This window comes from Bacillus cereus group sp. RP43 (genome assembly GCF_040459645.1).
In the GTDB taxonomy this organism is placed as follows: Bacteria; Bacillota; Bacilli; order Bacillales; family Bacillaceae_G; genus Bacillus_A; species Bacillus_A mycoides_C.
Genome location: NZ_JARVHQ010000001.1, coordinates 1,453,307 through 1,468,206 on the forward strand (window position 1 = coordinate 1,453,307; position 14,900 = coordinate 1,468,206).

Below are 14,900 nucleotides of genomic sequence, written 5' to 3' on the forward strand. Positions count from 1 at the left end.
AGGAAGAATTATATGGAGATAAAAGAAATCTCTGTTCCACTACAAGGTGTTGTAGCGGACTATATGAACGTTAAAAAAGAGATACAGTCATGTTTTGATTATCTGTTAACAGAGGATGCTTTTAAACAGCGTTTACATGATTTGCGTGAGAGAGAGTTCTTCCGTCAAGATTTAGTAACGCATTTATTGGAATATAATACACAATTGCAAGCGGGAGAATTTACAATTCAAAATATAAAAGCGCTTGAAGATGAAAATACATATGTTGTTATAGCTGGACAACAAGCTGGGTTATTAACTGGTCCGCTTTATACAGTGCATAAAATCATTTCAATTTTACAGCTTGCAAAAGAAAAAGAAGAGAGCTTAGGGATTCGAGTTGTTCCTGTCTTTTGGATTGCTGGTGAAGACCATGACATGGATGAAATTAATCATACGTTTGTAACGAAAAATAAAAAAATAAAAAAGACCATTTTTCATGATCGTTATCCGAAAAAGGCGAGTGCTTCTGAGTCTGAGCTTTCTATTGAAGACTGTAGGAAATGGGTCGAAGAGATCTTTAAAACATATCCGGAAACGAATTTTACAAAGGATGTATTACAATTTGTTGATGATGCTTTAGGTAAATCGCATACATATGTAGATTTCTTTGCGCGCCTTATTATGAAAATGTTCGCAAATTCTGGTTTAATTCTTGTAGATTCACATCATGCTGCATTAAGAAAATTAGAAGTTCCGTTTTTGCAACAAATTATAAGTAAATATAAAGAAATTCAAGTAGCACTTCATAATCAACAGGAAGTAATTAAGGAATTAGGATTTAAACCGATTATTGAAACGAAGACAAATGCAGTGCATATATTTATGGAAATTGATAATGAGCGAGTATTGCTTGAAGAGAATCAAGGGAAGTTTATTGGAAAAGATGGAGTGTATTCATTTTCGTATGAAGAATTGATGGAAGAGATGGAAAGAAGTCCAGAACGTTTTAGTAATAATGTTGTAACGCGCCCTCTTATGCAAGAATATGTGTTTCCTACGTTAGCGTTTATTGGCGGTCCAGGGGAGTTAGCTTATTGGAGTGAATTGCAACAAGTGTTTCATACGGCCGGTTTCCAAATGCCACCTGTCGTTCCGCGTCTTACGATTACTTATATGGAGCGAGATATAGCGACAGATTTATATGATTTAGATTTGCAAGAAATTGATCCATTTCTAAATAATATAGATAATCTGCGTGACAATTGGCTTTCTAATCAAATAGAGGAACCGATAGACGAGCGATTTATAGAAGCGAAAAAAGAAATAATGGATATTCATACATCATTACAACAATTCGTGAAAAAAATAGATCCAGGGTTAAATGAGTTTGCTGGGAAAAATGAACTGAAAATTAATGAGCAAATTGAACTGTTAGAAAGAATGTTGAAAAGAAATGTTGAGAAGAAACATGAGGTTCAACTGAATAAATTCCGCCGTTTACAATTTGCGCTTCGTCCATTGGGAGCACCACAAGAACGTGTGTGGAATGTCTGTTATTATTTAAATCAGTTCGGTCTTGATTTTATTGACCGAGTAATGGAACAATCTTTTTCGTGGGACGGAAAACATCATGTAATAAAACTATAGAATCTTGCTCTTTTGAGCAGGATTTTATTTTTATTCTGTTGAATTAACTGTGAAGTGAAATATTTCTGAATTATCCATCTTATGTTAATGTAATGAATCGCTATGTATCAGGTATATATATATGACAAAATAGCACAAAATGTAAACGGATTATTATCTTTTTCGACAGGTTTTTGTTTAAATTCCCGCAAAAAATGATAAAATTTAGTATATAATAAAATAAAATAGCGATTTGTATAGCATGCTACCTTGTTGGAAGTTAAATGAGTCGTTCTTTAGTAGCATTTCATCCTCTAGTAGTAAATTTTGTTTGTAGAGTGAGAAATGTATTTAACATAATTAATTGGAAAAAGAGTAGGTGCAGCAATGTTCAAACACGTAACAGTACTTTTGAAAGAAACAGTAGATGGCTTAGATATAAAGCCGAGTGGTACATATGTAGATTGTACACTGGGTGGAGGAGGACATAGTTCTTATTTATTATCTCAGCTAACAGATGGTGGAAAATTAATAGCATTTGATCAAGATGAAATAGCGATTCAAAATGCGAAGGAAAAATTTTCTTCTTATGGTGAACAATTTGTAACAGTGAAGAGCAACTTCCGTTATTTATCTGAAAAACTACATGAATTAGGTATTACAGAAGTAGACGGGATTTTATTCGATTTAGGTGTTTCATCCCCACAATTAGATACACCAGAGCGTGGCTTTAGTTATCATCATGATGCACCGTTAGATATGCGGATGGATCAAGATGCCCCATTAACAGCATATGATGTTGTGAACAGCTGGTCATATGAACAACTCGTAAGAATTTTCTTCCAATACGGAGAAGAAAAATTTTCAAAGCAAATAACAAGGAAAATTGAAGCTTATCGCGAGAATAAGGCTATTGAAACGACAGGAGAATTAGTGGGATTAATTAAAGAAGGTATTCCAGCTCCGGCACGTAGAACAGGTGGACATCCTGCGAAGCGAGTATTCCAAGCGATTCGTATTGCTGTAAATGATGAATTAAAAGTATTTGAAGAAGCGTTGGAATCTGCAATTGATATGGTCAAGCCTGGTGGAAGAGTTAGTGTTATAACATTCCATTCTTTAGAAGATCGTATTTGTAAAACGACATTTAAGCGAAATAGCACAACGCCGCAATTACCACAGGGGCTACCGATTATTCCGGATGAATTTAAGCCGAAATTAAAGCTTATTACAAGGAAGCCGATTTTACCTTCTGACATTGAATTAGAAGAAAATAATCGAGCGCGTTCTGCGAAGTTGAGAATCGCTGAAAAACGATAAAAGGAGAGAGAGGTATGACTAATTTAGCTGTAAAGTATAAACAACAGGCGCAAGAAGAGGTACAAATTCAAACGCCGCCGCAGCAGATGGTTAAGCCAAAAGTTAAAACGAAAATTACAAGAATTGAAAAGCTATTGTACGTAACGTTTATTGGGTTTTTATTATATGCTTGTGTAGCTTTTATTGGGAATAAAGCGGGTCTATATCAAGTTAATGTAGAAGCAGCGACGGTAGAAGAACAAATTGTGAAAAAACAAAAGGAAAATCAAGAATTGCAGGCTGAAGTAGAGAAGTTAAGTCGTTATGAACGTATCGCTGAAGTTGCAAAAAAACACGGGCTAGAAATTAATGCGAATAACGTGAAAGGCCTAAAGTAAGGCAAATAGGTGTGAAGAAAAGATGAAGAGAACTATGAACAAATTTCATACCAATAAGGGAGCAGGTTATTTTATGATATTTTTCCTCCTGCTCTTTTTGCTGTTATTAGCCCGATTTTTTTACATACAAGTAACAGGAACAGTGGACAATCATGATTTAAAGAAACTTGCTGAGCAGAAACATAGTAAAAAGGGAGTTCTCGAAGCGAATCGAGGAACAATTTATGATCAAAATGGTCATGTCCTAGCGCAAGATGCAAATTCTTATAAACTTGTAGCCGAGTTAAAAGGAGCTAACGCCGTTAAGGATAAAGAGGATACTGCAAAGAAAATTGCAGGAGTACTCGAAAAAGATGAAGATGAAATTTTAGCTACTTTAAATAAAGAAGGCAGAAGTCAAGTGGAATTTGGAACATTAGGTAAGGACTTGACGAAAGAAAAGAAAGAACAAATAGAAGCATTGAAATTGCCGGGAATCTCTTTTATTACCGAAAATGCGAGAGTTTATCCAAACGGTGATTTCGCATCTTACGTCATAGGGCATGCCAGCCCTGATGAGAATGGAATCGCAGTAGGTCAATTTGGCTTAGAAAAGAGTTTGGATAAGTATTTAGGTGCTTCTAATGGTGAGGTAGCTTATACAGGGGACCGTAAAGGTGTATCTCTTGACGGCGGGAAAGTGAATGTAAAGGCGCCTAAAAATGGAGATAACGTGTATGTAACACTTGATCAACGTATTCAAAGTTATTTAGAAGACGCAATGAAAGAAGCTAGTAAACATTATGAGCCGGAAAGTTTAATAGGGATTGTTGCGGATCCGAAGACGGGGAAAATATTAGCGATGTCTAGTAAACCTAGTTATGACCCTAATGATCGTCAAATTAAATATTTCTTCAATGACGCAATTGCAAATGCATTTGAACCTGGATCAACAATGAAAATTTTCACATTAGCGGCGGCTATTAATGAAGGTGTATACAATGGGCAAGACTTTTATCAGTCTGGTACATATCAAGTTGGTAATCGCAAAATAAAAGATCATAACGGCGGCGCTGGATGGGGTTCTATTACTTTCGATGAAGGGGTAGAGCGCTCTTCAAACGTAGCGTTTGCAATTTTAGGTGATCAAAAACTTGGTCCAGATCGTTTCCGAAAATATATTCATAATTTTGGATTAGATGAAAAAACAAACATTGATTTACCTGATGAAGGGTCAAATACAATTTTATTTGATCAACAAATACAACAAGTAACAACAGCATTTGGACAAGGTTCTACAGTTACACCAATTCAACTTGTACAAGCTGCAACAGCGATTGCAAATGATGGGAAAATGATGAAACCTTATACAATTGATAAAATTGTGGATCCAATAACAGGTAAAGTACAGCTAGAGCATAAACCAGAAGAAGTAGGAAAACCAGTTTCCAAAGAGACAGCAGCGCAAGTAAGGCAATTACTAGAACGTGTTGTTACATCACCGAAAGGAACAGGAACTGCATATAAAGTTGATGGGTACTCAGTCGGGGGGAAAACAGGTACAGCACAAATTCCTGACGGGAAAGGTGGCTATATGACAGGAAAAGAGAATTATATATTCTCATTCTTAGGTATGGCACCGATGGACGATCCGCAACTTGTTGTGTATGTGGCCGTTAAACAACCAAAATTAAAAGATGATGAAAACGGGGCTAAACCTTTAGCTGATATCTTTAAATATGTAACGAAAAATAGTTTAGAGTATTTAAAGATTAAGCCAAATGAAATAAAGGATCCGAAAAAATATGTGAAAGAACAACAAACTGTCGTTCCAGATGTAACCGGAAAAACGATGGAAGAAGCGAAAAAAACAATTGATAAAGCAAAACTTCGTCCAATCGTATTAGGTGAAGGGAAAGTGCAGCAGCAAGTGCCGAAGGCAACTGAACAAACATTAAAGGGTGATCGAGTCTTCTTAGTAGGAGATAAACCTACAATGCCAAATATACAGGGATGGGCACTGCGTGATGTTATGAATTTAGCAAAAACATTAAAGCTTAACTTAAAACCTTCTGGTACAGGATATGTAACGGAACAAAGTGTGGCGGAAGGAACATTGTTGCAACCTGGTACAGAATTAGGTGTAACACTCGTACCACCACTTGAACCGCAGCAAGAAGCGGAAAAGCCATAATGGTAATAGGGAAGAAGTTCTAATTAAATAAGTACAAGCATATATTGGAACAAGCTAGGCGTAAGGGAGGCTTGTTCCAATATGCGTGTATCAAATGTAACGGTTAGGAAACGGCTTATTTTTATACTTATATCGGGTATACTCATTTTCACCATCATTGATATTCGTCTTGGATATGTGCAATTTTTTCTTGGAAATATGTTAACGGATCGTGCGAAGGATTCATGGAGTCGTAATATTACTTTTGAACCAGAGCGAGGGAAAATTTTAGATCGAAATGGTGTGGAGCTTGCTACGAATAAAAGTGCACCGACCGTCTTTGTTGTGCCGAGGCAAATTGAAAAACCAGCAGAGACTGCAGAGAAGTTAGCTGCAGTATTAGGTGTGGAAAAAGATGATGTTTATAAGCGGATTACAAAAAAAGAGTCGATTGTAAGGCTTGATAAAGGCGGAAGGAAAATATCGCATGACAAAGCGAAAGAAGTACGCGCATTAAGTTTAAAGGGTGTGTACATCGCAGAGGATTCTATCCGGTACTATCCATTCGGTAATTTTTTATCACACGTATTAGGATTTGCGGGCAGTGATAATCAAGGGCTTATGGGACTAGAGAAATATTATGATAAAGAGCTAAATGGTGATAAAGGTCATGTGCGATTTTTTGCAGATGCAAAAGGACAGAGAATGCCTAACGTTGGAGATGATTTCAAAAAACCAGAAGCCGGCTTGAATTTAGGATTAACAATTGATTCACGCATTACGAGGATTATGGAAAGAGAAATGAATATTGCGGAATCAACGTATAATCCTGATGGTATGATAGCAATTGCAATGAATCCGAAAAATGGTGAAATTTTAGGTATGTCAAGTCGGCCAAGTTTTGATCCAGCAGATTTCCAAAGTGTTTCTCCCGAAGTATATAACAGAAACTTACCTGTATGGAGTACGTATGAGCCGGGGTCAACATTTAAGATTATTACATTAGCTGCAGCCTTGAATGAAAATTTGGTAGACTTAGAGAAAGATACGTTTTATGATGATGGAGCAGCTGAAGTTGGTGGAGCTAGATTGCGATGTTGGAAAGCTGGAGGCCATGGTAGCCAAACGTTTTTAGAGGTAGTTCAAAACTCTTGTAACCCAGGATTTATTGAACTCGGTGATCGTCTTGGTAAAGATCGATTGTTTAAATACATTCGCAATTTCGGGTTTGGACAGAAGACCGGAATTGACTTACAAGGTGAAGGTAGCGGGATTTTATTTAATTTAGATAAAGTTGGTCCAGTCGAGCAAGCGACGACTTCATTTGGGCAAGGTGTTTCTGTTACACCGATTCAACAAGTAGCAGCTGTAGCGGCCGCTGTAAATGGTGGAACTTTGTATCAGCCATATATAGCGAAGGAATTTATTGATCCGAAGAATAATCAAGTTGTCAGCAAAAAGACACCTGTTGCGAAAAGGGAAGTTATTTCCAAGGAAACTTCAGAGAAAGTTCGTTACGCATTAGAGAATGTTGTAGCGAAAGGTTCTGGTAAAGGGGCTTATATTGATGGATATCGTGTAGGTGGAAAAACTGGGACTGCTCAAAAGGTGAAAGATGGAAAATATTTAGATAATAACTATATTGTATCATTTATCGGTTTTGCTCCAGCCGACGATCCGCAAATTGTTGTTTATGTAGCAGTGGATAATCCAAAAGGAGTCACTCAATTTGGTGGAGTTGTAGCAGCACCTATTGTTGGGAATATTCTTCGTGACGCACTTCCTGTAATGGGAGTGGAACCGAGAAAAGAGCAAGTTGAGAAAGAATATAAATGGGGCGATACACCAACTGTGGAAGTTCCGAATTTAATTGGTATGAAAAAGAAAGATTTACAAACGCAACTTGTAGACTTGAAGCTTGATATAAGTGGTGATGGTGGGAAAGTAATTAAACAATCACCAGAAGCAGGAGCTAAAGTAAAAGAGGGTTCAAAAGTTAGAATTTACTTCGGGAATTAAAGGTAACTGATTGTATTTTATGGTACAATTGGTGGAAGTGAGTTTTTTATAGAAAAATTGCTTTATTTGAGACGATAAGTGTCTCATTAATAAATAAATCTATTGATTAGACTATAGTAGCACTTACCTCCTATTTTTATATAACTAGGAGGTAACGTGTTACTTGCTAAAATAAGAGATAAATAAACAATGTAGAGAGGGTTTAGTGAAATGAAGTTGCATACACTTGTATCATGTTTGCATGATTTTCCAGTTGTTCCAAAAGAAAATCCAGAAATAACATCTATTGAAGCGGATTCACGTAAAGTGAAAGAGGGAAGCTTATTTATATGCATGAAAGGATATACGGTTGATAGCCATGACTTTGCTAAGCAAGCAGCCGCACAAGGAGCGGCTGCTATTGTTGCGGAAAGACCAATTGATGTTGACGTTCCAGTTGTACTTGTGAAAAATACTTTTCGTTCGCTAGCGGTTTTAGCTGATTATTTTTATGGCCAACCAACACACAAGTTACATTTAATCGGTATTACAGGTACAAATGGAAAGACAACAACATCGCATATTATGGATGAAATTATGCGCGCACATGGTCATAAAACAGGGCTAATTGGAACGATTAATATGAAAATCGGTGATGAAACATTTGAGGTGAAAAATACAACACCAGATGCACTAACACTTCAACAGACGTTTTCAAGAATGGTTGAACAAGGTGTGGATAGCACAGTAATGGAAGTTTCGTCTCATGCTCTAGATCTTGGCCGTGTACACGGGTGCGATTACGATGTTGCAGTATTTACGAATTTAACACAAGATCATTTAGACTATCATAAAACGATGGAAGAATATAAGCATGCGAAAGGATTGCTTTTTGCACAGCTTGGCAATAGTTATCATCATAATCGCGAAAAATACGCTATATTAAACAGTGATGATCCAGTAGCAGAAGAGTATATGAGAAGTACAGCAGCTACTGTTGTAACATACGGTATAGATGTTGTAAGCGACATTATGGCACGAGATATCGTAATGACGAGTGGCGGTACAACATTTACACTTGTAACACCGTATGAAACTGTAAATGTTACGATGAAATTAATTGGTAAGTTTAATGTATACAACGTGTTAGCAGCTACAGCAGCAGGTCTTGTTTCAGGAGTGAGCTTACAAACAATTATTGATGTAATTAAAGAGCTTGCTGGCGTTCCTGGACGTTTTGAAGTTGTTGATGGTGGACAAAATTACACAGTTATTGTTGACTATGCACATACACCTGATAGCTTAGAGAACGTACTAAAAACAGCAAAACAGTTTGCAAAAGGTGATGTATATTGTATCGTTGGTTGCGGTGGTGATAGAGATAGAACGAAAAGACCAATAATGGCAAGTGTTGCAACCGAATATGCAACTCATGCAATTTATACATCAGATAATCCAAGAAGTGAAGATCCGAAGGCTATTTTGGATGATATGGTAAATGATGCAAATGGGAATAATTATGAAGTAATTGTTGATAGAAAAGAAGCGATACGTTCCGCTATCTCGAAAGTGAAAGCAGAAGATATTATTATTATTGCTGGTAAAGGGCATGAAACGTATCAAATTATTGGTAAAGAAGTTCATCATTTTGACGATCGTGAAGTCGCTAAAGAAGCAATCACGGAGCGTTTAAACAACGAAGTGTAACAGCATGAGAGGAGGACTACATGTGCTTGAACAAGGTTTATTAGTAACGGCTGGGGTAGCATTCTTAATTTCTGTTGCCCTTTCGCCATTATTTATTCCATTTTTAAGAAAATTAAAGTTCGGACAGAGTATTCGTGACGAAGGACCGAAGTCACACCAAAAGAAATCAGGGACACCAACGATGGGTGGTATTGTCATATATGTATCTATGATGGTGACTACGCTTATTATGGCGATTAAATTTAACAATTTAGGTGCAGAAGTATCATTGTTATTATTAGTTACATTTGGGTACGGATTAATCGGATTTTTAGATGACTACATAAAAGTAGTAAAGAAAAGAAATCTTGGTTTAACATCAAAACAAAAATTGATTGGTCAGCTTGTAATTGCTATTGCGTTCTTTTTAATTGGAAAAGGGCAAGCATTTCACACTTATATCATGATTCCGGGAACTGATGTTAAATTTGAATTAGGCTGGGCATATTTTGTTCTTGTATTATTTATGCTTATTGGTGGATCAAATGCGGTTAATTTAACAGATGGTTTAGATGGCTTATTATCAGGAACAGCTGCTATTGCATTCGGAGCATTTAGTATTATTGCTGTAGCTCAAGAACAATTTGGGGTAGCTATTTTCTGTATGGCAGTTGTAGGAGCTGTACTGGGCTTTTTAGTGTTCAATGCGAATCCAGCGAAAGTATTTATGGGGGATACAGGTTCTCTAGCTTTAGGTGGTGCTATCGCAGCTGTAGCGATTTTGTTAAAACAAGAATTGTTACTCGTTATTATTGGCGGTGTATTCGTAGCGGAAACTTTATCTGTTATTATCCAAGTTATTTCGTTCAAAACAACAGGAAAGCGTGTCTTTAAAATGAGCCCATTACATCATCATTATGAATTATGTGGTTGGTCAGAGTGGCGCGTTGTTGTAACGTTTTGGTCTGTAGGATTTTTATTAGCTGTGCTAGGAATTTATATCGGGGTGTGGATGTAATTGAAAACTGTAACTGAATATCAAAATAAAAATGTTCTTGTATTAGGTATTGCTAAAAGTGGTTATGCAGCAGCTACTTTATTAAAAAAATTAGGTGCAAACGTCATTGTAAATGATGGGAAACCATTAGTGGGTAATATGCTTGCTGCTGAGTTACAAGCGGAAGGAATGGATGTTGTATGTGGTGGGCATCCGTTAGAATTGTTGGAGAGAAACATTTCACTTGTCGTAAAAAACCCAGGAATTCCATATTCTAATCCACTCTTAATGGCGGCGAAAGAAAAGCAAATTCCAATTGTAACTGAGGTTGAATTAGCATATCGCATTTCAGCAGCACCGTTTGTTGGGATTACGGGATCTAACGGCAAAACAACAACGACAATGTTAACGTTTGAAATGTTAAAAGAAGGACAAAAGCACCCAGTTATTGCGGGGAATATAGGTACTGTGGCTTGTGAAGTTGCACAATTGGCGAAAGAAAATGAAGTTGTCGTTACGGAACTTTCATCGTTTCAATTGATGGGAGTGGAATCGTTCCAACCAAAAATTGCAGCCTTTTTAAATTTATTTGAAGCGCATTTAGATTATCACGGGACGAAGAAAGAGTATGGTTTGGCGAAAGCGAATATTTTCAAAAACCAAACTGAAACAGATTATAGTGTAATTAACGCAGATGATGCAGATGTAATGGCATTATCGGCATATAGTAAAGGACAAAAAGTATTATTTTCGACGACGAAAGAAATTGAAGATGGTGCGTGTATAAAAGGTAACGCTCTTTATTTTAAAGGCGAAAAAGTAGTTAAAGTAAGCGATATTGTTTTACCTGGTAAGCACAATCTAGAAAATATTTTAGCAGCAATGAGTATTGCTAAATTACTAGGTGTTTCTAATGAAGCAATTACTGCTGTGTTAAAAAGTTTTACAGGTGTAAAACATCGCTTAGAATATGTAACAACGATTAATAATCGAAAATTTTATAATGATTCAAAAGCGACGAATATGCTAGCGACAGAAAAAGCATTATCTGCATTTACACAACCGATTGTATTATTGGCTGGTGGACTTGATCGTGGTAATGAATTTGATGATTTAATTCCATACTTTAAACATGTCAAAGCGATTGTAACATTTGGACAAACTGCACCAAAATTAGTAAGAGCGGCAGAAAAAGCAGGATTAGATGTAATTGAAAGTGTCGATACTTTAGATGATGCAGTAGTGAAAGCTTATGCTCATTCTGCCGATGGTGATGTTATTCTTCTTTCACCAGCATGTGCAAGCTGGGATCAATTTAAAACATTTGAAGAAAGAGGAGACATTTTTATACAAGCTGTGCATAAACTTATATAAAGTAAATCAAAACATCAGTAGGCTAACACCTACTGATGTTTTGTTACATAGGGCAAAAGGCTCTGCCCAAAGAGGTGGTGTTTATGGGTAATGAAGAAAACGCCTGATTTTATTCTCATCATCGTTACACTTACGTTGTTAACAATCGGAATGATTATGGTTTATAGTGCGAGTGCGGTTTGGGCCTCTTATAAAATGGGGGATTCATTCTTTTTTGCAAAAAGACAATTGTTATTTGCAAGTCTTGGGGTAGTAGCTATGTTTTTTCTCATGAAAATTGATTATTGGGTGTGGCGTACGTATTCAAAAGTAATTTTACTAGTTTGTTTCGTTCTGCTTATTCTCGTTCTTATTCCTGGAGTAGGTCTCGTTCGTGGGGGAGCGCGAAGTTGGATTGGAATCGGAGCATTTTCTATCCAACCGTCAGAGTTTATGAAATTCGCGATGATTATTTTCTTAGCAAAATTTTTAGCGGAACGACAAAAATTAATTACCTCGTTTAAACGTGGTTTGCTACCGGCTCTTAGTTTTGTCTTTCTTGCTTTTGGGATGATTATGTTACAACCAGATCTTGGTACGGGAACGGTAATGGTTGGGACATGTATTATTATGATATTCATTTCGGGAGCAAGGGTTTTTCACTTTGCAATGTTTGGTTTGCTTGGTGCAGCGGGATTTGTAGGGTTAATTGCATCAGCACCGTATCGAATGAAACGCATCACATCATATTTAGATCCATGGTCGGATCCGCTCGGAAGTGGATTTCAAATTATCCAATCGTTACTCGCAATTGGACCTGGTAGTTTATTTGGGCTTGGACTTGGACAAAGTAGACAAAAATTTCTTTATTTACCTGAACCACAAACAGACTTTATATTTGCGATCTTATCCGAGGAATTAGGTTTTATTGGTGGTTCATTTGTGTTATTATTATTTAGTCTATTATTATGGCGCGGGGTTCGTATAGCATTAGGAGCGCCAGATTTATATGGTACGTTTTTAGCAGTAGGTATTGTGGCGATGATTGCGATTCAAGTAATGATTAATGTTGGTGTTGTAACAGGACTGATGCCTGTTACGGGTATTACTTTGCCGTTTTTAAGTTATGGTGGATCAAGTTTGACCTTAATGTTAATGGCAGTAGGTGTATTATTGAATATAAGTCGCCATTCTCGCTATTAAACCCTGTTTAAAAGACAGGGTTTTTCGTGTGTGTGTGAAAATACAATATGTATATAGAAATAAATACGATTGAATAAGAACAGGGAAGTGGAGGAATCAGTAGTGCGAGTATTAGTAAGTGGTGGGGGTACTGGAGGACATATTTATCCAGCTCTTGCTTTAATTAGAGAAATAAAAAAACTAAATCCAGAAGCAAGGTTTTTATACATTGGTACAGAGAATGGATTAGAGAGTACCATCGTACCGAAAGCCGGTATTCCGTTCCAATCTATTGTTATAAGTGGATTTAAACGAAAAATATCTCTTGATAATGTAAAAACAGTAATGCGTTTCCTAAAAGGTGTTCAAGATAGTAAACGATATATTCGTCGTTTTAACCCTGATATTGTGATTGGTACGGGTGGATACGTATGTGGGCCAGTTGTATATGCTGCGGCTAAATTAGGTATTCCGACTATTGTACATGAACAAAATAGTGTACCTGGTGTAACGAATAAATTTTTAAGTCGTTATGTCGATAAAGTTGCAGTTTGCTTTGAAGCAGCTGCAGAACATTTCCCACAGTCAAAAGTGATTATGACAGGTAATCCACGTGCATCAGAAGTAATGGACCAAAATGGAATGAAAGGAAAACGTTCGGTAGGACTATCCCTTTCTAAAAAATCCGTGCTTATTTTTGGTGGGAGTCGCGGGGCTAGACCGATTAACGATGCTTTTGTAGAAGCGATTGAACAATTTGGGAATAAAAGTTACGAAGTATTATATGTAACAGGCGAAGTACATTATGATAAAGTTATGGAAGCCGTGAAACAAAAAGGGAATCCGAATAATGTTATTATTAAACCTTTTATTCATAATATGCCAGAGGTACTGACTGGTGTAGATCTTGTTGTTTCAAGAGCAGGGGCTACAACGCTTGCAGAATTAACAGCGTTAGGAAAGCCAAGTGTATTAATTCCAAGTCCGTATGTAACAAATAACCATCAAGAAAAAAATGCACGATCAGTTGTTGATAAAGGAGCAGCTAAAATGCTACTTGAAAAAGATTTAACATCTGAAACGCTTATTCGTGACATTGATGAGATTTTATTGGATACACAAACATTACAAAATATGAAACTGGCTACTAAGCAACTTGGTATTCCAGATGCAGCAAATAAGCTATATGAAGTAATGAACAAGCTTATTAAAAAATAACATTAGGTGAACGCCCTGCATATTACTGTAATAAGGAGACTTAATATGGGGGAGATTGTCTATGGAACAATTAGTAAAAGAGCTTTTAGAAGCCAATGTTGGCCGTGTGTTAGTTAATGAACCGTTAGCGCGTTACACGACTATGAAAATAGGCGGACCAGCTGATATTTTAATTGTGCCAAAGCATGTTGCTGGTATTGAGAAGACGCTAGAGTTAGTAAAGAAGTACAAGACAGGGTGGACTGCAATTGGTCGTGGTTCAAATCTTCTCGTATCTGATCGAGGTATAGAAGGTGTGGTTATTCGTTTAGGAGAAGGATTAGACCACTTAGAAGTCGAAAAACATAGAGTAAGAGTTGGTGCTGGATATCCCCTTATTAAATTGTCAACTTTACTTAGTCGACAGGGATTAGCTGGCTTGGAATTTGCAAGTGGTATTCCAGGAAGTGTTGGCGGTGCGGTGTATATGAATGCAGGTGCTCATCAGTCAGATATATCGAGTATATTAACGAAAGCTTGTATTTTGTTTGAAAATGGAACAATTAATTGGTTGACGAATACCGAAATGGGGTTTTCTTATCGTACATCTGTATTGCAAATGAAACGCCCTGGTATTGTTTTAGAAGCTGAATTCCAATTGGAGGTAGGCGAACGCGAGGAAATTGTAAGAAGCATGCAAAAGAATAAAGAGTATCGCCGTGAAACGCAGCCTTGGAATCATCCTTGTGCAGGAAGTATATTTCGAAATCCAGCCCCATATTTTGCAGGAGATTTAATAGAAAAAGCAGGGCTTCGTGGCTATAAAATAGGTGGAGCTCAAATTTCTGAAATGCATGGGAATTTTATTGTTAATACTGGTGTGGCTTCAGCGCAAGATGTATTAGACTTGATCGCATTGATAAAGCGTACAATTAAGGATAAATTTGGTGTCGATATGCATACAGAAGTAGAAATAATTGGAAGATAACGCTTGTTCGTTCCGCTCATTATCATTTATGTTATAATAAGA

General features: G+C 36.8%; 11 protein-coding genes. All 11 read left to right on the top strand.

What is annotated here, in order from left to right; all coding sequences use genetic code 11:
• Positions 1-12 precede the first annotated feature (12 nt).
• The 11 genes from bshC (at position 13) to murB (ending at position 14,858) form a co-directional block, all read left to right on the top strand.
• Positions 13-1,629, top strand: a complete 1,617-nt coding sequence (bshC, locus tag QCI75_RS07760) for a bacillithiol biosynthesis cysteine-adding enzyme BshC (protein ID WP_353760185.1) — start codon at positions 13-15, stop codon at positions 1,627-1,629.
• A 366-nt stretch (positions 1,630-1,995) separates the two neighbouring features.
• A complete protein-coding gene (gene rsmH, locus QCI75_RS07765) occupies positions 1,996-2,928 on the top strand; it encodes a 16S rRNA (cytosine(1402)-N(4))-methyltransferase RsmH (RefSeq protein WP_353760187.1) in 933 nt (310 codons plus the stop codon).
• 14 nt (positions 2,929-2,942) lie between these two features.
• Complete coding sequence (gene ftsL, locus QCI75_RS07770; RefSeq protein ID WP_098777383.1) at positions 2,943-3,305, top strand: cell division protein FtsL; 363 nt, start codon at positions 2,943-2,945, stop codon at positions 3,303-3,305.
• 22 nt (positions 3,306-3,327) lie between these two features.
• The gene (locus tag QCI75_RS07775; RefSeq protein ID WP_483299459.1) at positions 3,328-5,478 is read left to right on the top strand and encodes a penicillin-binding protein; all 2,151 of its coding nucleotides are present in this window, start codon (positions 3,328-3,330) and stop codon (positions 5,476-5,478) included.
• An 81-nt stretch (positions 5,479-5,559) separates the two neighbouring features.
• Positions 5,560-7,476: a stage V sporulation protein D gene (locus tag QCI75_RS07780; RefSeq protein WP_144503903.1), complete on the top strand. Its 1,917-nt coding sequence runs from the start codon at positions 5,560-5,562 to the stop codon at positions 7,474-7,476.
• Between the two features lie 210 nt (positions 7,477-7,686).
• Positions 7,687-9,162: a UDP-N-acetylmuramoyl-L-alanyl-D-glutamate--2,6-diaminopimelate ligase gene (murE, locus tag QCI75_RS07785; protein ID WP_353760189.1), complete on the top strand. Its 1,476-nt coding sequence runs from the start codon at positions 7,687-7,689 to the stop codon at positions 9,160-9,162.
• 22 nt (positions 9,163-9,184) lie between these two features.
• Complete coding sequence (gene mraY / locus QCI75_RS07790) at positions 9,185-10,159, top strand: phospho-N-acetylmuramoyl-pentapeptide-transferase (RefSeq protein ID WP_002014738.1); 975 nt, start codon at positions 9,185-9,187, stop codon at positions 10,157-10,159.
• Positions 10,160-11,512: a UDP-N-acetylmuramoyl-L-alanine--D-glutamate ligase gene (murD, locus tag QCI75_RS07795; RefSeq protein WP_353760191.1), complete on the top strand. Its 1,353-nt coding sequence runs from the start codon at positions 10,160-10,162 to the stop codon at positions 11,510-11,512.
• Positions 11,513-11,602: 90 nt separating this feature from the next.
• Complete coding sequence (gene spoVE / locus QCI75_RS07800; protein ID WP_353760193.1) at positions 11,603-12,694, top strand: stage V sporulation protein E; 1,092 nt, start codon at positions 11,603-11,605, stop codon at positions 12,692-12,694.
• 102 nt (positions 12,695-12,796) lie between these two features.
• Positions 12,797-13,891, top strand: coding sequence for an undecaprenyldiphospho-muramoylpentapeptide beta-N-acetylglucosaminyltransferase (gene murG / locus QCI75_RS07805; protein WP_144503895.1), 1,095 nt, complete (start codon positions 12,797-12,799; stop codon positions 13,889-13,891).
• 61 nt (positions 13,892-13,952) lie between these two features.
• Positions 13,953-14,858 carry a UDP-N-acetylmuramate dehydrogenase gene (gene murB / locus QCI75_RS07810; protein ID WP_098777377.1) on the top strand — a complete coding sequence of 302 codons (906 nt, stop codon included), beginning with the start codon at positions 13,953-13,955 and terminating at the stop codon, positions 14,856-14,858.
• Positions 14,859-14,900: the final 42 nt, after the last annotated feature.